This window comes from Citrobacter sp. wls829 (assembly GCF_005280825.1).
GTDB classification, from domain to species: domain Bacteria; phylum Pseudomonadota; class Gammaproteobacteria; order Enterobacterales; family Enterobacteriaceae; genus Citrobacter; species Citrobacter gillenii.
In genome coordinates this window covers 1-22,496 of the sequence record NZ_SZWP01000100.1, presented here as the reverse complement: position 1 = coordinate 22,496, position 22,496 = coordinate 1, and the positions used below count along the sequence as shown (strand labels likewise).

Sequence of the window (22,496 nt, the reverse complement as noted above, 5' to 3'; positions counted from 1 at the left end):
GGATTAGCTATGCGTAACAGCCATAACATTACTATTGCAGAGTCAGACACCTTCAATGCCGACGACGAAACCATCTGGTCACTACCGGGGGCCGTGGTCGGTTTTGTTGCGTGGTTGCTGGCGCTGGGCATTCCATGTCTTATGTATGGCCCTAACACGCTGTTTTTCTTCCTCTATACCTGGCCGTTTTTCCTTGCATTGCTGCCTGTCGCGATTGTGGCGGGAATCGCCCTGCACTCGTTATTGAAGGGACGACTGTTCCTGAGCATGACGTGTACCCTGCTGACGGTGGGGCTGATGTTCGGGGCATTGTTTATGTGGCTGCTGGGCTAGGCTATATCCCTTCTCTTTATATGGCTACTGAGGCTGAAACGCGGACTGGTCATAATTCAAACCGTAACCAACAATGAGATTATGTTCTCCTTACACGGGGTATACGTAACAACGAGCAAATGTGGTACATTTGCCCGCGTTGTCGCGGTATTCCCGCCTGTAGACGGAGAGTCGTCTGCGGATGTTTTGGGATGATGATGCCGTTTTTCAGGGGGCAGGATGGGTAAACTAACGCTGCTGTTGCTGGCTTTATTGGTCTGGCTTCAGTATTCGCTGTGGTTCGGTAAGAACGGCATACATGACTATAGCCGCGTCAACGATGATGTGGCTGCGCAGCAAGCGACAAATGCGAAACTTAAAGCGCGTAACGATCAGCTGTTTGCCGAAATTGACGATCTCAATGGCGGTCAGGAAGCGATTGAAGAGCGTGCGCGCAACGAACTCAGCATGACCAAGCCGGGCGAAACCTTTTATCGTCTGGTGCCTGACGCGTCTAAACGCGCTCAGACTGCAGGGCAAAACAATCGATAAACCAGCCAAGGATTTAACATGGCAGCCACTTTATTGGACGTTTGCGCCGTGGTACCGGCTGCCGGATTTGGCCGCCGAATGCAATCGGAGTGTCCTAAGCAGTATCTCTCCATCGGCAATAAAACCATTCTTGAACACTCGGTTGCTGCGCTACTGGCGCATCCCCGGGTGACGCATGTCGTCATTGCTATCAGCCCTGGCGACAGCCGCTTTGCAGAACTTCCTCTGGCAGCGCACCCGCAAATCACCGTGGTAGATGGCGGCAATGAGCGCGCCGATTCAGTGCTGGCCGGTTTGCAGGCCACCGGAAATGCCCGCTGGGTGCTGGTGCATGATGCAGCCAGACCGTGCCTGCATCAGGGCGATTTATCTCGTTTACTGGCGATAAGCGAAACCAGTCGTACAGGTGGGATCCTTGCCGCACCGGTGCGCGATACCATGAAACGCGCGGAACCGGGCAAAACTGACATTGCCCATACGGTCGAACGCACTGACTTATGGCACGCGTTGACGCCGCAGTTTTTCCCCCGCGAGTTATTACACCACTGCCTGGCCCGAGCACTCAACGAAGGCGCGACCATTACTGATGAGGCCTCGGCGCTGGAATATTGCGGCTTTCATCCACAGCTTGTCGAAGGACGCGCTGATAATATTAAAGTTACTCGTCCGGAAGATCTGGCGCTTGCGGAATTTTATCTGACCCGAAGAATCTAGACACAAAATCATTCAAGCTGCATCGAGGCGGAATCCCCAGGAGCTTACATAAGTAAGTGACTGGGGTGAACAAAGGCAGCCAACAAAGAGGCCGCTTGAAGGATGATGTGTATATCAGGAGAATGCATAATGCGAATTGGACACGGTTTTGATGTACACGCCTTTGGCGGCGTAGGCCCAATTATCATTGGTGGCGTGCGCATCCCGTACGAAAAGGGGCTGCTGGCGCATTCTGATGGCGACGTCGCGTTACATGCGCTGACTGATGCGCTGCTGGGCGCGGCAGCGCTGGGCGATATCGGTAAGCTGTTCCCGGACACCGATCCGGCCTTTAAAGGGGCAGATAGCCGCGAATTATTACGTGAAGCCTGGCGTCGTATTCAGGCCAAAGGCTACACGCTCGGCAATGTGGATGTGACCATTATTGCGCAGGCACCGAAGATGCTGCCGCACATTCCACAAATGCGCGTGTTTATTGCCGAAGATCTTGGCTGTCATATGGATGATGTTAACGTGAAAGCGACCACCACGGAGAAACTCGGTTTTACCGGGCGTGGGGAAGGGATTGCCTGTGAAGCGGTGGCGTTACTCATAAAGGCTGCAAAATGACAGAGTTTGAAAATCTGACGTATCTCCACGGTAAACCGCAGGGCCGTGGCGTATTGAAGGCGAATCCAGAAGACTTTGTGGTGGTCGAAGATTTAGGCTTTGAACCGGACGGAGAAGGCGAACACGTTCTGGTACGCATCCTGAAGAACGGCTGTAACACTCGTTTTGTCGCCGATGCACTGGCAAAGTTTTTGAAAATTCATGCCCGTGAAGTCAGCTTCGCCGGGCAGAAAGATAAGCATGCGGTCACTGAACAGTGGCTGTGTGCGCGCGTGCCGGGCAATGTCATGCCTGATTTAAGCAAATTTGAGCTTGAAGGCTGTAAAGTGCTGGAGTACGCCCGTCACAAGCGTAAGCTGCGTTTAGGTGCCCTGAAAGGTAACGGCTTTACGGTGGTGCTGCGTGAAGTCAGCGATCGCGCTGACGTTGAAGCACGTTTGCAGGCTATTCTCGAGCGCGGCGTACCGAACTATTTTGGTGCCCAACGTTTTGGCATCGCCGGCAGTAACCTGCAAGGGGCGCTGCGCTGGGCGCAAAGCGATGCACCGGTGCGCGATCGCAATAAACGCAGTTTTTGGTTGTCGGCAGCCCGCAGTGCGTTGTTTAATCAAATAGTCAATGAACGATTGAAAAAAACAGACTTTAATCAAGTTGTTGACGGCGATGCGCTACAATTGTCTGGACGCGGAAGTTGGTTTGTTGCCACTCCTGAAGAACAGGCTGAATTACAGCGTCGCGTTAATGAAAGAGAGTTAATGATTACAGCGGCATTACCCGGCTGCGGTGAGTGGGGAACTCAGCGCGATGCGCTGGCGTTTGAACAGGCCGCCATTGTCGATGAAAGCGTGCTGCAGTCTTTATTATTGCGTGAGAAAGTCGACGCATCGCGTCGCGCTATGCTGCTGTACCCACAACAATTAAGCTGGAACTGGTGGGATGACGTAACCGTTGAGTTACGCTTCTGGCTACCGGCAGGTAGCTTTGCCACCAGTGTAGTAAGGGAACTTATTAACACAACGGGTGATTATGCGTATATTGCTGAGTAACGATGATGGGGTCCACGCGCCCGGTATACAAACGCTGGCGAAAGCGCTGCGTGAGTTTGCTGACGTACAGGTAGTTGCCCCGGATCGTAACCGCAGTGGCGCGTCTAACTCGCTGACGCTGGAATCTTCGCTTCGCACCTTCACCTTTGAAAACGGTGATATCGCCGTGCAAATGGGCACGCCTACCGACTGCGTCTATCTGGGCGTAAACGCGTTAATGCGTCCGCGTCCGGACATCGTAGTTTCCGGGATTAACGCCGGTCCTAATCTGGGTGACGATGTTATCTATTCTGGAACCGTTGCGGCAGCGATGGAAGGTCGGCACCTGGGCTTTCCCGCGCTGGCGGTCTCACTGGATGGTCATAAACACTACGATACCGCAGCCGCGATTACCTGCCGCATTTTACGTGCGCTGAGCCGCGAACCGCTGCGTACCGGGCGTATTCTGAATATCAACGTCCCGGACTTGCCGCTGGATCAGATTAAAGGTATTCGCGTTACCCGCTGCGGCAGTCGCCATCCGGCGGATCAGGTTATTCCACAGCAGGACCCGCGCGGTAACACGTTGTACTGGATTGGGCCGCCGGGCGAAAAATGCGATGCCGGGCCGGATACGGACTTTGCTGCCGTCGATGAAGGCTATGTTTCTGTCACGCCGCTGCATGTTGATTTAACCGCATACGGCGCGCATCAGGTTGTTTCTGATTGGTTAGACAGCGTGGGAGTCGACACGCAATGGTAAGCAGACGCGTACACACTCTTCTTGAACAATTACGTGCGCAGGGCATCAGAGATGAGCTTGTCCTTGATGCGCTCGCCGCCGTGCCGCGTGAAAAATTCATTGATGAGGCGTTTGAACATAAGGCCTGGGAAAACATCGCCCTGCCCATTGGTCAGGGGCAGACGATTTCGCAGCCTTATATGGTCGCACGTATGACAGAGTTACTTGAGCTGACGCCACAATCGCGGGTGCTGGAAATCGGCACCGGTTCCGGTTACCAGACAGCGATTCTGGCGCATCTGGTGCAGCATGTGTGTTCTGTCGAGCGCATTAAAGGTTTGCAGTGGCAGGCGCGTCGTCGCCTGAAGCAGCTTGATTTACATAATGTTTCGACCCGTCATGGTGATGGATGGCAAGGCTGGCAGGCACGAGCGCCGTTTGACGCCATCATTGTGACAGCAGCACCGCCGGAAATCCCTACCGCGTTAATGACGCAGTTGGATGAAGGCGGCATTCTCGTCTTACCCGTGGGCGACGAGCACCAGTATTTGAAACGGGTGCGTCGTCGGGGAGGCGAATTTATTATCGATACCGTGGAGGCTGTACGCTTCGTACCCTTAGTTAAAGGGGAGTTAGCGTAGATATAGGTTCTGAATACCTGGAGTTTTCCTGGATATTCTGGAATTAGTAAGCGTATCGTGGTCACGTTTTCCAGTGTCCAGCCCGATGCCTTGCACGGTGATTACGTCACTGGTTGTTAACCAAATTTTCCTGGGGGATAAATGAGCGCGGGAAGCCACAAATTTACCGTTCGCCGCATGGCGGCATTGTCACTGGTTTCGTTATGGCTGGCAGGCTGTTCTAACACCTCGAATCCGCCTGCGCCGGTCAACTCTGTTGATGGCGGTGCGCCAACGAACACCAATTCTGGCATGCTAATCACGCCTCCACCTAAAATGGGCACGACGGCGACCGCACAGCAAACGCCGCAGATCCAACCGGTGCAGCGTCCAACCACGCAGTCAACACAAATTCAGCCCGTTGCGCAGCAGCCAGTGCAGACGGAAAACGGACGCATTGTGTACAACCGTAAGTATGGGAACATTCCGAAAGGGAGCTATACCGGCGGCAGCACCTATACAGTTAAGAAAGGTGACACACTTTTCTATATTGCCTGGATAACCGGGAACGATTTCCGTGACCTCGCACAACGCAATAACGTTCCGGCCCCGTATGGCCTGAATGTGGGACAAACTCTGCAAGTGGGCAACGCATCGGGTGCGCCGATTACCGGCGGCAATGCCATCACCCAGGCGGATGCAGCACAGCAAGGAGTTGTGACCAACCCTGCACAAAATTCCACCGTCGCTGTTGCTTCGAAACCAACAATTACGTATTCTGAGGATTCAGGTGAACAAAGTGCTAACAAAATGTTGCCGAACAACAAGCCTGCTGGGACAGTTGTCACAGCGCCAGTAACGGCACCAGCAGTTAGCGCAACCGAATCGACTGCAAGCTCAACGTCTACCAGTGCGCCAATCTCCACCTGGCGTTGGCCGACTGACGGTAAAGTGATTGAAAACTTTGCGGCTACCGAAGGTGGCAATAAAGGGATCGACATTGCAGGCAGTAAGGGACAGGCTATTGTCGCGACCGCAGATGGACGCGTCGTATATGCCGGTAACGCACTGCGCGGTTACGGTAATCTTATTATCATCAAACACAACGATGATTACCTGAGTGCCTACGCCCATAACGATACAATGCTGGTTCGGGAGCAACAAGAAATCAAGGCGGGGCAGAAAATAGCTACCATGGGTAGCACCGGAACCAGCTCTACACGCTTGCATTTTGAAATTCGTTACAAGGGGAAATCCGTAAACCCGCTGCGCTATTTACCGCAGCGATAATTCGGCGGAACCAGGCTTTCACTTGCTTGTTCCGTTTAGGGATCACGGGTAGGAGCCACCTTTATGAGTCAGAATACGCTGAAAGTTCATGATTTAAATGAAGACGCGGAATTTGATGAGAACGGAGTAGAGGCTTTTGATGAAAAAGCCTTGAGTGAAGAGGAACCCAGTGATAACGACTTGGCTGAAGAGGAGCTGTTATCGCAAGGGGCCACACAGCGTGTGTTGGACGCGACTCAGCTTTACCTTGGTGAGATTGGTTATTCGCCACTGTTAACAGCCGAAGAAGAAGTGTATTTCGCGCGTCGCGCATTGCGTGGAGATGTAGCCTCTCGCCGTCGCATGATTGAAAGTAACCTGCGTCTGGTGGTTAAAATTGCCCGTCGTTATGGCAATCGTGGTCTGGCATTGCTGGATCTGATTGAAGAGGGCAATCTGGGGCTTATCCGTGCCGTCGAGAAGTTTGACCCGGAGCGCGGGTTCCGCTTCTCAACATACGCAACCTGGTGGATCCGCCAGACGATCGAACGGGCGATTATGAACCAAACCCGTACGATCCGACTGCCGATCCATATAGTAAAAGAGCTGAACGTCTATCTGCGTACCGCGCGTGAGTTGTCGCATAAACTGGACCACGAACCGAGCGCAGAAGAGATTGCTGAACAACTGGATAAACCGGTTGATGACGTCAGCCGTATGCTCCGACTCAACGAGCGCATTACCTCGGTAGACACCCCGCTGGGTGGCGATTCCGAAAAAGCGTTGCTGGATATTCTGGCCGACGAAAAGGAAAACGGTCCGGAAGACACCACGCAAGACGATGATATGAAACAGAGCATCGTCAAATGGCTGTTCGAACTGAACGCCAAACAGCGTGAAGTGCTGGCACGTCGTTTCGGTCTGCTGGGGTATGAAGCTGCGACACTGGAAGATGTGGGCCGTGAAATTGGTCTCACTCGTGAACGTGTTCGTCAGATTCAGGTTGAAGGTCTGCGTCGTCTGCGTGAAATCCTGCAGACACAGGGACTGAATATCGAAGCGCTGTTCCGCGAGTAAGCACAGTTCTATCAAGAAAGGCCAGTCTCAGTGAGGCTGGCCTTTTTCTTGGTTTATTGCCATCCGGCAGAATTACTCCATCATCTTGCGTACCAGTTGCGTGAACTGTTCACGCTCTTCCTCGCTCAACCTGCCCAGAAACTCATCATCAACGCTATCGCCCAGCGGCGCTGCGCTTGCCAGTAGTGCCTCACCTTGCTCAGTCAAATAGACAAACCGACGACGCTTATCCGCCGGGAAGTGTTCACGCCTGACCAGCTCACGCTTTTCCATACGGCTCAGCAGCTCGGCAAGCGTGGCCTTGGTGCAGACCGCGGCTTCGGTGAGAGCAACCTGTTCAATGCCGGGATGCTCGGCAATAGCGCGCATCACTGCGTACTGCGGCTTGGTGAGCTCCGGTAATTCGTGCTGCCAGCGTGACGTATGCTGCTGGAAAAGCTGACGTAACAGGTGAAAGGCTTTATTTCGTAACGGCATAGGGACTCCGGGATCGCGGTCGGCTTCTATCATAGCGGGTAATGCGCCATTTTTTAACGATCGTTTCTTTAGCTATCTGTGCGAGTCACCCTTGCCTGAAATGTATCGAGAGCGTATTTTAGCTAAAATGTTCGTACACGAACAAATATTGAGGGGCTGAATGAGACTGATCGTAGGGATGACCGGTGCAACGGGAGCACCGCTTGGTGTGTCGCTGCTACAGGCGCTGCGGGAAATGCCGGAGGTGGAAACACATCTGGTGCTGTCGAAGTGGGCGAAAACCACCATTGAACTGGAAACGCCTTATAGCGTCCGCGAGGTGTCTGCGCTGGCGGATTATTGTCACAACCCGGCGGACCAGGCGGCGACGATCTCTTCCGGCTCATTTCACACCAACGGCATGATTATTATCCCCTGCAGCATGAAAACGCTGGCCGGAATTCGCGCAGGCTATGCCGAAGGGCTGGTGGGCCGTGCTGCCGACGTGGTGCTGAAGGAAGGGCGCAAACTGGTGCTGGTGCCGCGTGAAATGCCGCTGAGTACCCTCCATCTGGAAAATATGCTCGCACTTTCCCGCATGGGCGTCGCGATGGTGCCGCCGATGCCCGCGTTTTATAACCATCCCCAAACGATCGACGACATCACGCAGCACATTGTGGCGCGCGTACTCGATCAGTTTGGTCTGGAACATCCGAACGCCCGTCGCTGGCAGGGTTTACGACCGGCGCAGAATTTTTCACAGGAGAATGAATAATGGCATTTGATGATTTGCGCGGTTTCTTGCAGGCGCTGGACGACCAGGGGCAATTGCTGAAAATCAGCGAAGAGGTGAACGCTGAGCCGGATCTGGCCGCGGCCGCTAATGCGACCGGGCGTATCGGCGATGGCGCACCGGCATTGTGGTTTGACAATATTCGTGGCTTTACCGACGCCCGTGTGGCGATGAACACCATCGGTTCATGGCAAAACCATGCCATTTCGATGGGGCTGCCGATCAATACGCCGGTCAGAAAACAGATTGATGAGTTTATCCGACGCTGGGATAAATTTCCGATTGCCCCGGAGCGCCGTGCGAACCCGGCATGGGCTGAGAATACCGTCGACGGCGAAGACATTAATCTGTTCGACATTCTGCCGCTGTTTCGTTTGAACGACGGCGACGGGGGCTTCTATCTCGACAAAGCTTGCGTGGTGTCGCGCGATCCGCTGGATCCGGATAACTTCGGCAAGCAAAACGTCGGCATCTACCGCATGGAAGTGAAGGGCAAACGTAAGCTTGGCCTGCAGCCGGTACCGATGCACGACATCGCGCTGCATCTGCATAAAGCCGAAGAACGCGGTGAAGATCTGCCGATTGCGATCACCCTGGGTAACGATCCGATCATTACCCTAATGGGCGCTACGCCGCTGAAGTACGATCAGTCTGAATATGAGATGGCGGGTGCGCTGCGTGAAAGCCCATACCCGATCGCCACCGCGCCACTGACCGGTTTTGACGTGCCGTGGGGTTCTGAGGTGATCCTCGAAGGTGTTATCGAAAGCCGCAAACGTGAAATCGAAGGGCCGTTTGGTGAGTTTACCGGTCACTATTCCGGGGGGCGCAATATGACGGTGGTGCGTATTGATAAAGTCTCTTATCGCACCAAACCGATTTTTGAATCGCTGTATTTGGGTATGCCGTGGACCGAAATCGACTACCTGATGGGGCCTGCGACCTGTGTGCCGTTGTATCAGCAACTGAAAGCGGAATTCCCGGAGGTACAGGCGGTGAATGCCATGTACACCCACGGTCTGCTGGCGATTATCTCGACTAAAAAACGCTATGGCGGCTTTGCCCGCGCGGTCGGCCTGCGGGCGATGACCACCCCGCACGGTCTGGGCTACGTGAAGATGGTGATTATGGTGGATGAGGACGTTGACCCGTTCAACCTGCCGCAGGTGATGTGGGCGCTGTCGTCGAAGGTCAACCCGGCAGGCGATCTGGTGCAGTTACCGAACATGTCGGTGCTGGAGTTGGATCCGGGTTCCAGCCCGGCAGGGATCACCGATAAGCTGATCATTGATGCCACTACCCCGGTTGCACCGGATAACCGTGGTCACTACAGCCAGCCGGTATGCGATTTACCGGAAACCAAAGCCTGGGCTGAAAAGCTGACCGCCATGCTCGCCAACCGTAAATAAGGAGTAGCAGATGATTTGTCCACGTTGTGCTGATGAACATATTGAAGTGATGGCAACCTCGCCGGTGAAAGGCGTCTGGACGGTATACCAGTGCCAGCACTGCCTGTACACCTGGCGTGATACCGAGCCGCTACGCCGTACCAGTCGCGAACATTACCCGCAGGCGTTTCGCATGACGCAAAAAGATATCGATGACGCGCCAATGGTGCCGAGCATCCCGCCGCTGCTGGCGGAAGGTAAGCGCTAATCAAAATGCCGGGTGCGGCTTTGCCTTGCCCGGCCTATAATTGCTTAAATTCTTTTTTGCAGTATGACAGCAAGGACGTCATCAGAAACATGTCATTCTATCGGCGAGTCGTTTTATTATTTTTACTGGGAATGAGTTCTGGTGTGCATAGCGCATCACATGAACAAATTATGCAAATCTATAATAGCGAGTCCGTTGGCTCTGTTGTTAAATGTCAGGCCCATATGGATGTTAAGAGTGGCGATAGCACAATCCCAGTCCAGATTATGTCTGTAATGACGGTAACTGGTCGGCAATTTAATTATCTATATTATAATAGCGAGATAACTTATTCACTCGTTAATGCGTCAAAGCCTTATATGTATGTGTCTGTTTCGGCAGAAGAAAGTATTAAAGAAGAGCAGCGAAAAATACGTGTTGAGCTCGACCTTTCAACCCTGAGTGTCGATTTTCCTGGAAACCCTGAAATGGCGAATACAGTGCGCGAACTTTTTCGGGAACAACGCGTTACGTACGCTGATTATACAGATATTACCGTCAATGAACCGCCGAGCTATACGATCAGGCAATATACCAAAGATTCTATTTCTGGCGTCATTCTCCAGATATGTACGCCGATGGCGCAACGTTGAGGGCCAGGAAATGGCAGTTCATGTAGGCCCGATGAGCGCAGCGACATCGGGCACAACGAGTGTTACACCAGGCTCTTCAACCGATAAATCCATTCCAGCGCCTGACGCGGCGTCAGGGAATCCGGGTCGAGATTTTCCAGCGCTTCTACAGCGGGAGACGTTTCTTCCGGTGCTGAAAGTAGCGACATTTGCGTCCCGTCTACCTGGGTTGCGGCGGCATTTGGCGTAATGCTTTCCAGTTCGCGCAGTTTTTGCCGCGCACGTTTGATGACGTCTTTCGGCACACCGGCCAGCGCAGCGACGGCCAGACCATAGCTTTTGCTTGCCGCACCATCCTGCACACTATGCATAAAGGCAATCGTATCGCCGTGCTCTAATGCGTCCAAATGCACATTGGCAACGCCTTCCATCTTCTCTGCTAACTGAGTCAGTTCAAAGTAGTGGGTTGCGAACAGCGTCAATGCTTTGATTTTATTGGCAAGATTTTCTGCGCACGCCCATGCCAGCGACAGACCGTCATAGGTGGAGGTGCCGCGCCCAATCTCATCCATCAACACCAGGCTGTTTTCGGTGGCGTTATGCAAAATATTGGCGGTTTCGGTCATCTCAACCATAAAGGTTGAACGACCGGACGCCAGGTCATCCGCTGCGCCCACGCGGGTAAAGATGCGATCGATCGGACCTATCTCAACCTTTTGTGCCGGAACATAGCTGCCGATGTAGGCCAGCAGGGCGATCAGTGCGGTCTGGCGCATATAGGTACTTTTACCGCCCATATTCGGCCCGGTGATGATCAACATCCGGCGCTGAGGTGAAAGATTCAGCGGGTTGGCAATAAACGGTTCGGTCAGCACCTGTTCAACCACCGGATGACGGCCTTCGGTAATACGAATGCCGGGTTTGTCGGTGAAGGTCGGGCAGGTGTAATTCAGGGTATAAGCCCGTTCGGCCAGATTGACCAGCACGTCGAGCTCGGCTAGCGCGCTGGCGCTCTGCTGTAAATCCGCCAGGTGTGGTAACAGCATGTCGAAGAGTTCGTCGTACAGCTGTTTTTCCAGCGCCAACGCCTTACCCTTCGAGGTCAGGACTTTGTCTTCGTACTCTTTGAGTTCAGGAATGATGTAGCGTTCGGCATTTTTTAGCGTCTGGCGGCGCACGTAGTTAATGGGCGCCAGATGGCTTTGACCGCGGCTGATCTGAATGTAGTAACCGTGTACACCGTTAAATCCAACCTTAAGCGTGTCCAGCCCGGTGCGTTCACGCTCGCGGATTTCCAGTCGGTCAGCGCCCGCCACTCGTCCAGTTCATCGTTATAGCCTGGCGCAATGACGCCACCGTCGCGTACCAGTACCGGCGGGGCTTCAACGACGGCGCGTTCCAGCAGTTCACGCAGTTCGCTGAACTCGCCCATTTTCTCGCGTAGCATCTGTACCGGCGCGCTGTCGACGCCTTCCAGCTGTGCACGCAGTTCAGGTAATTGCTGAAAGGCGTGGCGCATACGGGCCAGATCGCGTGGACGCGCGGTACGCAGTGCCAGGCGAGCCAGAATACGCTCCAGATCGCCGACCTGACGCAGAACCGGCTGTAATTCGCTGGTGACATCCTGCAGGGCGCCGATCGTCTGCTGACGTTCGGTGAGGATTTTGGTGTCGCGAACCGGCATATGCAGCCAGCGCTTAAGCATACGGCTGCCCATCGGGGTGACGGTGCAGTCGAGCACCGAGGCCAGCGTATTTTCGATACCGCCGGCCAGATTCTGGGTAATCTCCAGATTCCGGCGTGTGGCGGCATCCATAATGATGCTGTCCTGCTGGCGCTCCATGGTGATGGAACGAATATGCGGCAGCGAGGTGCGCTGGGTATCTTTCGCATATTGCAGCAGACAGCCTGCGGCACATAAGCCGCGCGGTGCGTTTTCGACACCAAAGCCAATCAGGTCCCGCGTGCCAAACTGTAAGTTAAGCTGCTGGCGGGCGGTATCAATTTCAAATTCCCACAGCGGACGGCGACGCAGTCCGCGACGGCCTTCGATCAGCGAGGTCTCGGCGAAATCTTCGGCATACAGCAGTTCTGCCGGGTTAGTGCGCTGTAATTCTGCCGCCATGGTCTCACGGTCGGCTGGTTCACTGACGCGAAAGCGCCCGGAGCTGATGTCTAGCGTGGCATAGCCGTAGCCTTTGCTGTCCTGCCAGATAGCGGCCAGCAGGTTGTCCTGACGCTCCTGCAACAACGCTTCATCGCTGATGGTACCGGGCGTGACGATGCGGACAACTTTGCGCTCAACCGGACCTTTGCTGGTGGCAGGGTCGCCAATTTGTTCGCAAATGGCAACCGACTCCCCCTGATTCACCAGTTTTGCGAGGTAGTTTTCTACCGCGTGGTGGGGAATGCCCGCCATCGGGATCGGTTCGCCCGCGGATGCGCCGCGCTTGGTCAGCGAGATATCCAACAGCTGCGACGCACGTTTGGCATCGTCATAAAACAGTTCGTAAAAGTCGCCCATGCGGTAAAACAGCAGGATCTCCGGGTGCTGAGCCTTCAGCTTAAGATACTGCTGCATCATGGGGGTGTGGTTGGTGAAGTCCGTATCAAGTGACTCTTTCATATTGATTATGCTCGTTTTTTAATATTTTTAGGTACTCGGGCAGTCTCATGTGAACCCCCTGTAGACTCACACAAACCCATAAATTTCACTATCGAAAGCAGCCTGAAGGGCTGCAACGGCAAGCCTCAGTTCAGCCACAATAGAGTATCTTATCACCGACTACCCCAGACATTCACCCGTCACTTTGGCGCAAAAATACGGTGTCACTATTCACTCTCGGGCAAGTCATAATTCTGACAGTACAGGTAGGGGATGCCTTCTTTAGTGATCAGGTAGGTTTCTTTATTCAGAGAGAAAAGATCGACATTAGAGACGCTGGTATTGGTCAGGAAGAAATCGGGCAGGAGTTGCTGGATGATACTGACAGGGGCGGTTTCACGATTTGATATATGGATGTTCTGCGATACCCATACCGGGCTTGAGCCATAGCTGGAGTGGGTAAACAACACCATGCGTTGCACGGTTTGCTCGCTGTTGTTTGCATCTTTGATGATGCCATCAATATTCACAATACCTTTACTGTCCCCACTTTTGATATCGATGATCCCGCGAAACGAGGCAGTATCGCGTACGATCTCGATCGTAGCACGACAGGCTAGATTATGTAGATGGCTATGATTTTTACCCTGCTGCCAAAAACTCACAATACTGATAACCACAAGACAAAGCAGCAGGATAATACCTGTTTGTGTTCTGATTTTGGGCGCGCGGGAAGGTAAGTTCATTAGCTATCGTACCGTGGGTAATAGACCGACTGACAGGTATTCTTCTTCTGCTCTCCGTTTATAGGGGAGCGACACTGGATCACTGACAGTTTTTTGGACTCAGGATACGTCGTTATATAGATAAATTTATTGTCCTGGTACAACCCTGGGTTCTTATCGATAAAAGCAGTGTGTCGGGAGAAATCGCTGGCATCGTTATTAAAATAATACTTACAGTTTGAGTGGGTATTTTGGGTGGCAATATAACCGGAAAAATAATTATCACGGGTGTTCCACGGATACAGTATCAGACCGCAGATGATAATAGTCAGTAAGACCAGTACAGATTCTGTCCTGGTTATCCGTGTTTTATGTGCGGTATTATCTGAAAACTCAGTGAGGTCGGTATTGGGCGGCCAATCTTCTTCTATTGCCGCAGGGCAATTCTCCGGCGTGTCAATTTCCTCAATGCTAAATGTGTCCTGGATGATCAGCCCTTTACGGGTAATGGTTGTGATAAAGGATGCTTCCAGTTCTAACTGAAGTAAACTTTTACGCAGCGAGAGAATACTCTGATAAAAGGCATTGAAGCTTGCCTGACGATGGTTTTCACCCCAGCCAAATTCCAGTAGTTCGTTTTGCGAAACCACTTTTCCGTGATTTTGGATGAGTAATAAAAGACATAATGATGCTGAGTGCTTGAGCTTTATCTGTAGCTCGGGTTGATCCACTCTCGCCAGGCATTGAGTCGCTGGTGTAAAGATGATTTTTCTTTCAATCAGATAACTGATGTTACCAGTCTCAGACATGATGTCTCTACTCTTGATGATGCTTTCATTGGTGGGGCGGCATTAAAAACATCCCGGCCATCAGGACCACCAATGTCTGTCAGATTCTGCAGCCAGAACCGCGAAATGTTGCAATTTAGTATCATAGCACAACAACAGTAATGGTTTGTTAATGAAAATAAAACATATAGGAATCAGATAATTGTATCTTTCTGGCTATTGCGAAAAGAAGAGAAAGAAGAAATAATGATGACAAAGGCGATAAGCATTAATTCTCTTTGGACTGCGCAATATACTGTTCGGCATCACCACGCGAGAACACGGTTCACACCGAAAACGCGCCAAAGCACCTGGGAATGCGGGTGGTGAAACCATGATGGTTGCGATGTTTGTCGTACCTGTAGTGCGTAGCATCCGGATTAACATAAAAATATAAACGGAAATAAATGTCAGCATGTTATTAAGCTGGCATTTATTTTTGTTTCTGTTTTTTTGTCAGGCATAAATTTGTAGCAGAGATATCCATGTTCCAGAATGAAATAGAGAAGTCGGTAGTACTTATTGGTGATGAAATTAAGAAATCAGATAACGCCTGGCTCTCCTTACGGAAAAAACGCCAGCGTATTGACCTGAAGGTCGATGGACATATCTTATTTCTGGAGAAAGGGACGGTCTCTGTTTATCGTGTAGAAAATGACCTGGTCACGGTCAGTATTTCAGCACCCGCTATTCTCGGGCTACCGCAAATGCGCACCGAAGTGGCAGGACATTATTTACGCTGTGACACCGATTGTGAAATGTGGGCAATGAGCGTGCAGAATGCCGATCTCCTGTTCACCGCTAAAAATTTATGGAAGCAGGCGTTTGATATCTTAACGCACCATCTGCAACGCTATTTTCAGCGCGAGACCCTGCAATCGCACCGTACTATTCGCGAGCTGATTATTGAACATGTGAAGTATATTTGGGCGATGGCACCTGAGGTGCGCGAAAAAACGTCGGTGTATACCTTTATTCTGGCGCGTAACCATATCTCGCGCAGTGCCATCCACAAGGTATTACAGGAACTGGTTAGCGATGGAAAAATTAGCCTGAATCGCGGAAAGCTCACTTCTTATATCCCATCATAACCGCGTACGCCCCCAGGGCTATGACTGAGGGCGCAGAGCCATTAACGTTCTCTCAGTGCTTCCGCACGTGCGCGGATAATCGGTTTGAGTAGATAGCTAAGAATCGTCTTTTTACCGGTGAGAATATCGACGCTGGCCACCATACCGGGAATAATCAACATCGGGTGCTCTTTCGTCCCCAGATAGTTTTTATCCGTTTGCAAACGGACAATATAGAAACTCCGCCCCTGTTTATCCGTAACCGTATCCGGGCTTATCTGTACCACTTCACCTTGCAGGCCACCATAGATGGTGTAGTCGTAGGCGGTAAATTTCACCATCGCGTGCTGGCCCGGATGAAGGAAGGCAATATCGCGCGGTTGTATTTTGGCTTCAACCAACAGCTTGTCATCAAGCGGGACGATCTCCACCAGATCGCTACCGGGTTGAATCACCCCACCGATGGTATTCACCATGACCTGCTGGACGATACCGCGGACCGGCGAGGTGACCATAGTACGATTCACGCGGTCTTCCAGTGCTTTGACGCTGGCCTGCGCCTTACTCAGATTGGTACGGGCTTCGTTTAACTGGGCCAGCGCATCGCTTTGAAAGCGACCGCGACTTTCGCCAATTTTGTTCTCAATCTCTTTTATTTCTGAAGCGACTTTAGGCAACGTCAGGCTGATAGAATTTAACTGCCCGGCGGTTTCTACTTCAGTACGGCGCAGACGCAGCAGCTCGACTTTCGAGATCGCCCCGGAGGCAAGCAGTGGCTCGGACATTTTGATTTCCTGGCGAATTAACCCGAGACTGCGCTTAAACTGATCTTCTTTTGATTCAACATCGCGCAGTTCCTGTTTCTTCTGTACCAACTGCTCTTCAAGTCCGGAGATTTCGTTGTGAAATTGCGCGCGACGGCTGTTGTACAGTTCTGTTTCTCCGCGGGCGACGTCCGGTGCTTTGCTGGCTATCTCTTCTGAGATAACAAAGTCCCGGTTTTCAACCTCTGCCGTCAGGCGTTCCACCTTCGCCCGCAGGCCGAGTTTATCGGCTTCTGTTTCACCGACGTTAGAGGCAAAACGGGTATCGTCGAGATGCAACAGTGGCGTACCGGCGTTAACGATTTGTCCTTCATGCACGTACAGCTCGGTAACAATCCCGCCTTCCAGGTTCTGTATCTTTTGCAGTTTTGACGAGGGGATCGCTTTACCTTCGCCGCGCGTCACTTCGTCGATGCTGGCAAAGCCCGCCCACACAAAGGCCAGCAGCACCAACGCCAGAATCACCCACAGCGTCAGGCGAATCACCCTTGGGGCGTCATCAATAATGGCGTGGCTGACGTCATTGATACTGTCAGTTTGATTTTCATCGCGGGCACGAAAGTAGGGCTGTACAGAGCGGCGGGCGCGAGCCAGGAAATCAGCGAGACACATTTATCTGCCCCTTTTTTAACGCATCCATCACGACCGCTTTCGGGCCGTCGGCAATGATGCGTCCTTTATCAACAATAATCAGGCGGTCAACCAACGACAGCATTGAGGCGCGATGAGTAACCAGTAATAGCGTTTTACCTGCAATGCAGGGGGCCAGCGCGTGTTTAATCTGCTCTTCGCTGGTGTTGTCCATCGAACTGGTGGGTTCATCCAGCAGCAGCAAAGGGGGATCGAGTAATAACGCACGTGCGAGCGCGACGGCCTGGCGTTGCCCGCCAGAAAGCCGCGAGCCACGCTCGCCGACCTGCAGGTTATAGCCGTCAGGGTGCAGGCGGGCGAAGTCGTTCACTCCCGCAAGTTCTGCCGCGCGCAGCATAGTTTCGTCATCGACATAGCGCGCGCCGCAAAGCAAGTTGTCGCGCAGCGTTCCGCTGAATAACTGGATGTCCTGCGGGACGTAGCCGATGCTGTGGCGCAGATCGTTGACGTCCAGCTGGCGCGCATCGACACCGTCGATCAGGATGTTACCGGCGCTGGGCGGGTACAAATTAACGATCAATTTACTCAGTGAGCTTTTACCGGAGCCGCTACGACCGATAATGCCTACACGCTCACCGGGCGAAATGGTCAGGTTGATCTTGTTGAGCGACAGGCTTTTTTGTTCCGGGTAGCTGAAGTCCACATCGCGAAATTCTATGCTGCCCTGCAGTTGTTCACGTTTGAGCGGCGTTTCATCCGCCCGGCGTTCCTGCGCCAGCGACATCATTTTCTCAGTACTTTTGATGGTCAGCTTCGCCTGTTGATAGCGGGCAATCAGGCCAGTTAACTGGCCCAGCGGCATTAAGGCGCGACCGTTGAGCATGTAGCAGGCGATCAGGCCGCCCATACTCAGCTTGCCGCCGATTATCATGTATACGCCGACGATGATCATTACCACGCCAGAGATCTGCTGGAACCAGCCGGTCAGGTTGCTTGCCAGGCTGGACAAGGTTTTCACGCGCAGTTCCAGACGACTCAGGCTACCCAGCGTTTGCTCCCACAGATACTGGCGCTCGCTCTGGGCATTATTCACTTTGATGGCATCCAGGCTGCTTAATGTTTCAATCAGCAGCGCCTGGCGTTCGCTGGCCAGGCTCATGGTTTTTTCCACCGCGGCGTTAACCGGTTTTTGCAATGCCCAGCTGCACAGCAGCGCAACCGGCAGCGTGAGGACCGGGATCCACGCCAGCGCCCCGCCGATAATGCCGATGACAACCAGCAGCAGCAGGGTAAAGGGCAGGTCAATAATGGTGGTTAGGGTGAGCGAGGAGAGAAAATCGCGCAGCGATTGAAACTCGTGGATGTTTTGCGCGAAGCTGCCCACGCGCGCAGGGCGCTCCTTCATCTCCATACCGATAATGCGTTCAAACAGGGTCGAGGAGATAATGAGATCGCTTTTTTTGCCAGCAATATCCAGGCAGATGCTGCGCAGCATTTTTAAGATCAGATCAAAGACAAAAGCCAGGCAGATACCGACCGCCAGCACCCACAGGGTTACCGTCGCCTGATTCGGCACCACGCGGTCGTAAACGTTCATGGTAAATAGCGGCGTGCCGAGCGCAATCAGGTTGATCAGCAGACTGGCCAGCACAGCATCCATATACAGAAAGCGCGACAGCTTGAGCGTATCTTTAAACCAGGATTTTGTGCGCGGTAAAAATGCTTCTGCCTGCAAATCGAATTCGTGGCGCGGGTGAGCAAAAATTACTTTTCCGGCATAGTTCTGCGTAAGTGTGGTGGCATCGACGGTGATTTCGCCTCCTTCGCTTTCGCTGGGCATAAAGCGGGCGCTACCGTCATCATTCCAGCCAAGTAACACCCCGGTTCCCCCGGAGCGCAGTAATAGAACGGCGGGCAGGGACATGGCGGGGATTTTATCGAGCGCGCGCGTCACCACCCGGGCTTTTAAACCGGCGCGTGCAGCGGCACGGGGGAATATATTCAGTGTGAGCCGATCGTTTTCTAATGGCAGGCCGCTGCTTAATGTTGCTCGACTGGCGGGTTTACCGTGCAAAGAACACAGAATGAGTAAGCTATCTAATAAAGGGTCGTCATTATAGCTACGGGGATCATGATATTGAGAATTTGTGCTATCAGAATTCTCCGGGACTTCATTTAATAATTCAGCTTGTGCACTCATTTTAGCAACCATTTCTGACTGCACGACTTAAAAATAGCATGCTAATAATAAGTGTGCAGCTCAGATGTTTATTTGTATAAATAATGATTAATGAAGTTCCGGCAGGTTATTTCCTGCTGCGGTATCTACAGGTTGCCCCGATGGCGGCGGTGAGATTTTTAGAATACTCATTAATTCACCGGTGCGTTCGCTAATTCGATACCCGCTGGTCATGGCCAGGTAACGTAATTCAACCAGACGACGTTTAGAGGAGAACACTTCATTCTCACTGTCGAGTAAATCCAGCAGCGTACGTTCACCCAGACTAAATTGGTCCTGATAGGCGGTGCGAACTTTCACGCTTCGGTCGGCATATTCTTCCGCCGACGGCAGCTGGGCGCGCGCATTTTGTAATGCAGTCCACGCCAGGCGCAGCTCCTGATTCAACTGGCGCAGGGTGTTATTGCGCACATCCTGAGCCTGTTTATGCAGGTAGGCGCGAGACTCCATGTTGGCTTTGTCGCTGCCGCCCTGGTACAGGTTGTAATGCAGCTTTACCATCGCTTCCCACTCTTCAGTGTGCGCGCGGGTGGTATCGGTGTTATTGCTGATACCCCGAGACAGCTCAACGTCGACACGCGGGTAGAAGGTCGATTTTGACGCTTCATACTGCTGATGTGCGGCTTCGATGTCGGCGTTGGCAGACTTCAGTAACGGGTTGTTGTTTTCCATCCGGTTTTTGGCGTCGGCAAGTGAGGTCGGGAGCTGCGCGTCAATGCTTTCCGGCAGGCTTAACCCTTCAGGATCTTGACCGCTTACACTGACAAACGTGGTCTTCGCGTCTTCCAGGTTGGTTTGCTCAGTGAGCAAATTGTTCCGTGCCTGCGCCAGACGAGCTTCCGCTTGCATAAAGTCGCCGGAGCGGCCCACGCCCTGATCGGTACGCAGTTTTATCTGGTCGTAAATGCGCTCGTGGTTAGCGAGATCATCTTCTGCCAGGCGAACAAACTCCTCGCGCTGCAGCACATCAAAATAGGCCTGAATTACCGTGTAAGCGGTGCTTTCGCTGGTGTTCATCACGCCAAATGCCCGTGAATCAACGGTCGCTTTTTGTCGTGCAACGTCGCTATGGGTGGCAAAACCATTAAACACATTTTGCTCCAGGCTGAGCGTCGCGCCATTGGGGGATTGAGTCAGCCCGTTTGTGCTGCCTGCGGCACGGGTGGTCGCATCATCAATATTTTTACGCCCGGTTTCGGCATTTAAATTCAATGCGGGTAAATATCCACCTTGTGCCGCACGGAGTTCTTTTTCTGCTGAATAGCGACTATTTATAGCCGCATTAACTTCAGGGTGATTGGCTAATGCGTCTTTAACGGTATTGTGTAAGTCTTCTGCATACACGGAATTTATTGAAAACCATGAAAGCAGAAAAACGAAAAACTTCTTCATGACAGGAATGCCTTATATCACACGGTTATGACATCCAGTTGTCGTCGCCATCATCCATTTTCACAAACACGTTATATTAATTAACAAATATGAATTATCTTAATTGACGCTTGCAATCAGCTATTCAGAGATATGTTTTGTCACATCGTGTTTTATTTTTGGTTATTTTTTATTATATTCATTTGCCAGTCAAGTCTCATGTATATGCATTCTAAAAAATGTGTTTTTTTCCACATTGAATATTAATGTTTACATTAAAAGAATGTGTTTTTTGTTCGTTAATATATTAACGAGTTTATAAAAATAATGATGGTATTTAAGTGAGGTTACGGTGAGCAAATTACTCGGTGTGATCAAAGCAATTATTGGACAGGTCTATGTTGTTGAAGCCAATGGCACACAACGACTTGTTCATGAAGGCGACAGGATCTCTCTCGGTGAAGAAATTGTGACCGGTGCCGGCGGCGCGGTCAGTATCTCTCTACCTAACGGGCAGACGGTAGATATTGGGCGTAATAGCCACTGGGGAGAGCACGGGATACAGGTAAGCCATAATCCGAATCATGATGCCCAGGATATTGCCGCCGTACAAAAAGCCATCGCCGATGGTGCGGATCCGACGCAGATACTTGACGCGACCGCAGCGGGCAACGACGAACCGGTGCCGATGGAAGGTGGCGGTGGCGGTCACACGCGGGTTCAGCTTGAACTGACCGGGCAGGTGGTTGATCCTACTGCGGGTTTTGACACCAAGGGACTGGGTAGCCCAAACGGCGATATCAACCTGCCGGTGGCGGGGATCCTGTCCGGGTCTGCCAGTCTTTTCCCACCAGAAGTGACTATTGCGGAGTTTGCAGGCAACGACGGCTACATTAACAAGAATGAATTCCACCGGACGCATTTAAGCGGCACCAGTAACCAGAACCACGTCACGCTGACCTTCACCGATAGCCAAAAAAACACATTCACCGTCGATGTCCCTGTGAGGAACGGTCACTGGTTTATCGATACCGATCTGGGTGGATTACAGCCAGGGAACGTCACCGTGGTGGCAACGGCCACCGATGTGTCGGGTAGAACGGCACAAACTTTCGACAATGCGCTGATTGATATCACCGGCCCGCGCATCGATATTACGGTAGATAACGTCACGCCAGACAACCTGATTAACTACGAAGAATCTCTCCATACGCAAACCATCATCCATGGGCATGTAGGCGGCGACGCCAAACCTGGCGATATCGTGACCTTACTGGTCGATGGCAAAGAATATACCGGCATTGTGACCGATCCTGGCAATGGCCCGCTGACGTATAACATCCCGGTATTAACTCACGGGTTGCTGAATGACCCAACTTTCCACGCCACGCTAACGTCAACCGATGATGCCGGGAATACCACGACAGTTTCTACGGAGCATTATGTCGAGAGCGATCTGCTGGCACAGAATGCTGTGACCATCGAGACAGTGGCGAATGATGATGTTGTTAACGCCAGTGAAAACCGCATGCCAACGCTGATTACCGGCGTCGCCAGTGGCGATGCCAAAGCGGGCGATCCGGTGACGTTGACTGTTCAGGGAAAAGAATTCCACGGCACGGTTTTCGACGATCATGGTCAACTCCGGTACGAAATTGAGGTGCCAAGGGGAACGCTTAAAGAAGGCGTCAATGATGTGCAGGTGAAGGTGGTTAGCCATGATGATGTGGGTAACGAAGCGACTGCCGTCACACACAAAAACGTGGTGCTGGACACCGTGGCGGCAAACGCCATCAGCATCGACACCG

Annotated in this window: 21 protein-coding genes and 1 pseudogene; 15 read left to right on the top strand and 7 right to left on the bottom strand. The window is 52.4% G+C overall.

Annotation, left to right across the window (positions count from 1 at the left end; genetic code table 11):
* Positions 1 to 9: 9 nt before the first annotated feature.
* The 9 genes from FDW88_RS19000 to rpoS all read left to right on the top strand — a co-directional run bounded on the left by FDW88_RS19000 (position 10) and on the right by rpoS (position 6,920).
* Positions 10 to 333 carry a DUF3561 family protein gene (locus tag FDW88_RS19000; protein ID WP_117343149.1) on the top strand — a complete coding sequence of 108 codons (324 nt, stop codon included), beginning with the start codon at positions 10 to 12 and terminating at the stop codon, positions 331 to 333.
* A gap of 219 nt (positions 334 to 552) precedes the next feature.
* Positions 553 to 864: a cell division protein FtsB gene (gene ftsB / locus FDW88_RS18995; RefSeq protein WP_003034163.1), complete on the top strand. Its 312-nt coding sequence runs from the start codon at positions 553 to 555 to the stop codon at positions 862 to 864.
* Positions 865 to 882: 18 nt separating this feature from the next.
* A complete protein-coding gene (ispD, locus tag FDW88_RS18990; protein WP_137363157.1) occupies positions 883 to 1,578 on the top strand; it encodes a 2-C-methyl-D-erythritol 4-phosphate cytidylyltransferase in 696 nt (231 codons plus the stop codon).
* A 129-nt stretch (positions 1,579 to 1,707) separates the two neighbouring features.
* The gene (ispF, locus tag FDW88_RS18985) at positions 1,708 to 2,187 is read left to right on the top strand and encodes a 2-C-methyl-D-erythritol 2,4-cyclodiphosphate synthase (protein WP_096755920.1); all 480 of its coding nucleotides are present in this window, start codon (positions 1,708 to 1,710) and stop codon (positions 2,185 to 2,187) included.
* Positions 2,184 to 3,233, top strand: a complete 1,050-nt coding sequence (gene truD, locus FDW88_RS18980; protein WP_137363156.1) for a tRNA pseudouridine(13) synthase TruD — start codon at positions 2,184 to 2,186, stop codon at positions 3,231 to 3,233. The genes ispF and truD overlap by 4 nt, the downstream gene beginning before the upstream one ends.
* Positions 3,214 to 3,975 (top strand): 5'/3'-nucleotidase SurE, encoded by a 762-nt coding sequence (gene surE, locus FDW88_RS18975; RefSeq protein WP_096755922.1) that lies wholly within the window; start codon positions 3,214 to 3,216, stop codon positions 3,973 to 3,975. The genes truD and surE overlap by 20 nt, the downstream gene beginning before the upstream one ends.
* Positions 3,969 to 4,595, top strand: a complete 627-nt coding sequence (gene pcm / locus FDW88_RS18970) for a protein-L-isoaspartate O-methyltransferase (RefSeq protein WP_096755923.1) — start codon at positions 3,969 to 3,971, stop codon at positions 4,593 to 4,595. Before surE ends, pcm begins: the two co-directional genes overlap by 7 nt.
* 186 nt (positions 4,596 to 4,781) lie before the next feature.
* Positions 4,782 to 5,864, top strand: a complete 1,083-nt coding sequence (gene nlpD, locus FDW88_RS18965) for a murein hydrolase activator NlpD (protein ID WP_342593413.1) — start codon at positions 4,782 to 4,784, stop codon at positions 5,862 to 5,864.
* 63 nt (positions 5,865 to 5,927) lie between these two features.
* Entirely contained in the window at positions 5,928 to 6,920 is a 993-nt protein-coding gene (gene rpoS / locus FDW88_RS18960) for an RNA polymerase sigma factor RpoS (RefSeq protein ID WP_000081498.1), read from the top strand.
* A gap of 72 nt (positions 6,921 to 6,992) precedes the next feature.
* Here the strand turns inward: rpoS and FDW88_RS18955 are convergent, their stop codons facing one another.
* Entirely contained in the window at positions 6,993 to 7,397 is a 405-nt protein-coding gene (locus tag FDW88_RS18955; protein ID WP_135911496.1) for a MarR family winged helix-turn-helix transcriptional regulator, read from the bottom strand.
* 160 nt (positions 7,398 to 7,557) lie between these two features.
* Between FDW88_RS18955 and FDW88_RS18950 the strand changes: the two genes are divergently transcribed.
* The 4 genes from FDW88_RS18950 to FDW88_RS18935 all read left to right on the top strand — a co-directional run bounded on the left by FDW88_RS18950 (position 7,558) and on the right by FDW88_RS18935 (position 10,457).
* Complete coding sequence (locus FDW88_RS18950; protein ID WP_117343153.1) at positions 7,558 to 8,151, top strand: non-oxidative hydroxyarylic acid decarboxylases subunit B; 594 nt, start codon at positions 7,558 to 7,560, stop codon at positions 8,149 to 8,151.
* Complete coding sequence (locus FDW88_RS18945) at positions 8,151 to 9,578, top strand: non-oxidative hydroxyarylic acid decarboxylases subunit C (protein ID WP_117343154.1); 1,428 nt, start codon at positions 8,151 to 8,153, stop codon at positions 9,576 to 9,578. The genes FDW88_RS18950 and FDW88_RS18945 overlap by 1 nt, the downstream gene beginning before the upstream one ends.
* A 10-nt stretch (positions 9,579 to 9,588) precedes the next feature.
* Positions 9,589 to 9,825, top strand: a complete 237-nt coding sequence (locus tag FDW88_RS18940; protein ID WP_096755928.1) for a non-oxidative hydroxyarylic acid decarboxylases subunit D — start codon at positions 9,589 to 9,591, stop codon at positions 9,823 to 9,825.
* An 89-nt stretch (positions 9,826 to 9,914) separates the two neighbouring features.
* Positions 9,915 to 10,457, top strand: coding sequence for a hypothetical protein (locus tag FDW88_RS18935; protein ID WP_170974182.1), 543 nt, complete (start codon positions 9,915 to 9,917; stop codon positions 10,455 to 10,457).
* Between the two features lie 62 nt (positions 10,458 to 10,519).
* Here FDW88_RS18935 and mutS read toward each other — a convergent pair.
* The 3 genes and pseudogenes from mutS to FDW88_RS18920 all read right to left on the bottom strand — a co-directional run bounded on the left by mutS (position 10,520) and on the right by FDW88_RS18920 (position 14,575).
* Positions 10,520 to 13,062 (bottom strand): annotated as a pseudogene (mutS, locus tag FDW88_RS18930) (DNA mismatch repair protein MutS).
* 206 nt (positions 13,063 to 13,268) lie between these two features.
* A complete protein-coding gene (locus FDW88_RS18925; RefSeq protein WP_117343157.1) occupies positions 13,269 to 13,787 on the bottom strand; it encodes a hypothetical protein in 519 nt (172 codons plus the stop codon).
* On the bottom strand, positions 13,787 to 14,575 hold the full coding sequence (locus FDW88_RS18920; protein WP_137363153.1) for a winged helix-turn-helix domain-containing protein: 789 nt from the start codon (positions 14,573 to 14,575) through the stop codon (positions 13,787 to 13,789). Before FDW88_RS18920 ends, FDW88_RS18925 begins: the two co-directional genes overlap by 1 nt.
* A 503-nt stretch (positions 14,576 to 15,078) precedes the next feature.
* Here FDW88_RS18920 and FDW88_RS18915 point away from each other — a divergent pair.
* Positions 15,079 to 15,684: a helix-turn-helix domain-containing protein gene (locus FDW88_RS18915; protein WP_096755932.1), complete on the top strand. Its 606-nt coding sequence runs from the start codon at positions 15,079 to 15,081 to the stop codon at positions 15,682 to 15,684.
* A 41-nt stretch (positions 15,685 to 15,725) separates the two neighbouring features.
* On the opposite strand, the gene FDW88_RS18910 is transcribed toward FDW88_RS18915, so the two are convergent.
* From FDW88_RS18910 to FDW88_RS18900, 3 genes are all read right to left on the bottom strand, one after another.
* Positions 15,726 to 17,099 carry an HlyD family type I secretion periplasmic adaptor subunit gene (locus FDW88_RS18910; RefSeq protein ID WP_137363152.1) on the bottom strand — a complete coding sequence of 458 codons (1,374 nt, stop codon included), beginning with the start codon at positions 17,097 to 17,099 and terminating at the stop codon, positions 15,726 to 15,728.
* Positions 17,086 to 19,290: a type I secretion system permease/ATPase gene (locus FDW88_RS18905; protein WP_137363151.1), complete on the bottom strand. Its 2,205-nt coding sequence runs from the start codon at positions 19,288 to 19,290 to the stop codon at positions 17,086 to 17,088. The genes FDW88_RS18910 and FDW88_RS18905 overlap by 14 nt, the downstream gene beginning before the upstream one ends.
* A gap of 75 nt (positions 19,291 to 19,365) precedes the next feature.
* Positions 19,366 to 20,709, bottom strand: coding sequence for a TolC family outer membrane protein (locus FDW88_RS18900; protein WP_117343161.1), 1,344 nt, complete (start codon positions 20,707 to 20,709; stop codon positions 19,366 to 19,368).
* Positions 20,710 to 21,040: 331 nt separating this feature from the next.
* Between FDW88_RS18900 and FDW88_RS18895 the strand changes: the two genes are divergently transcribed.
* On the top strand, positions 21,041 to 22,496 hold a 1,456-nt coding region (locus tag FDW88_RS18895), incomplete at its 3' end, for a retention module-containing protein (protein ID WP_137363150.1).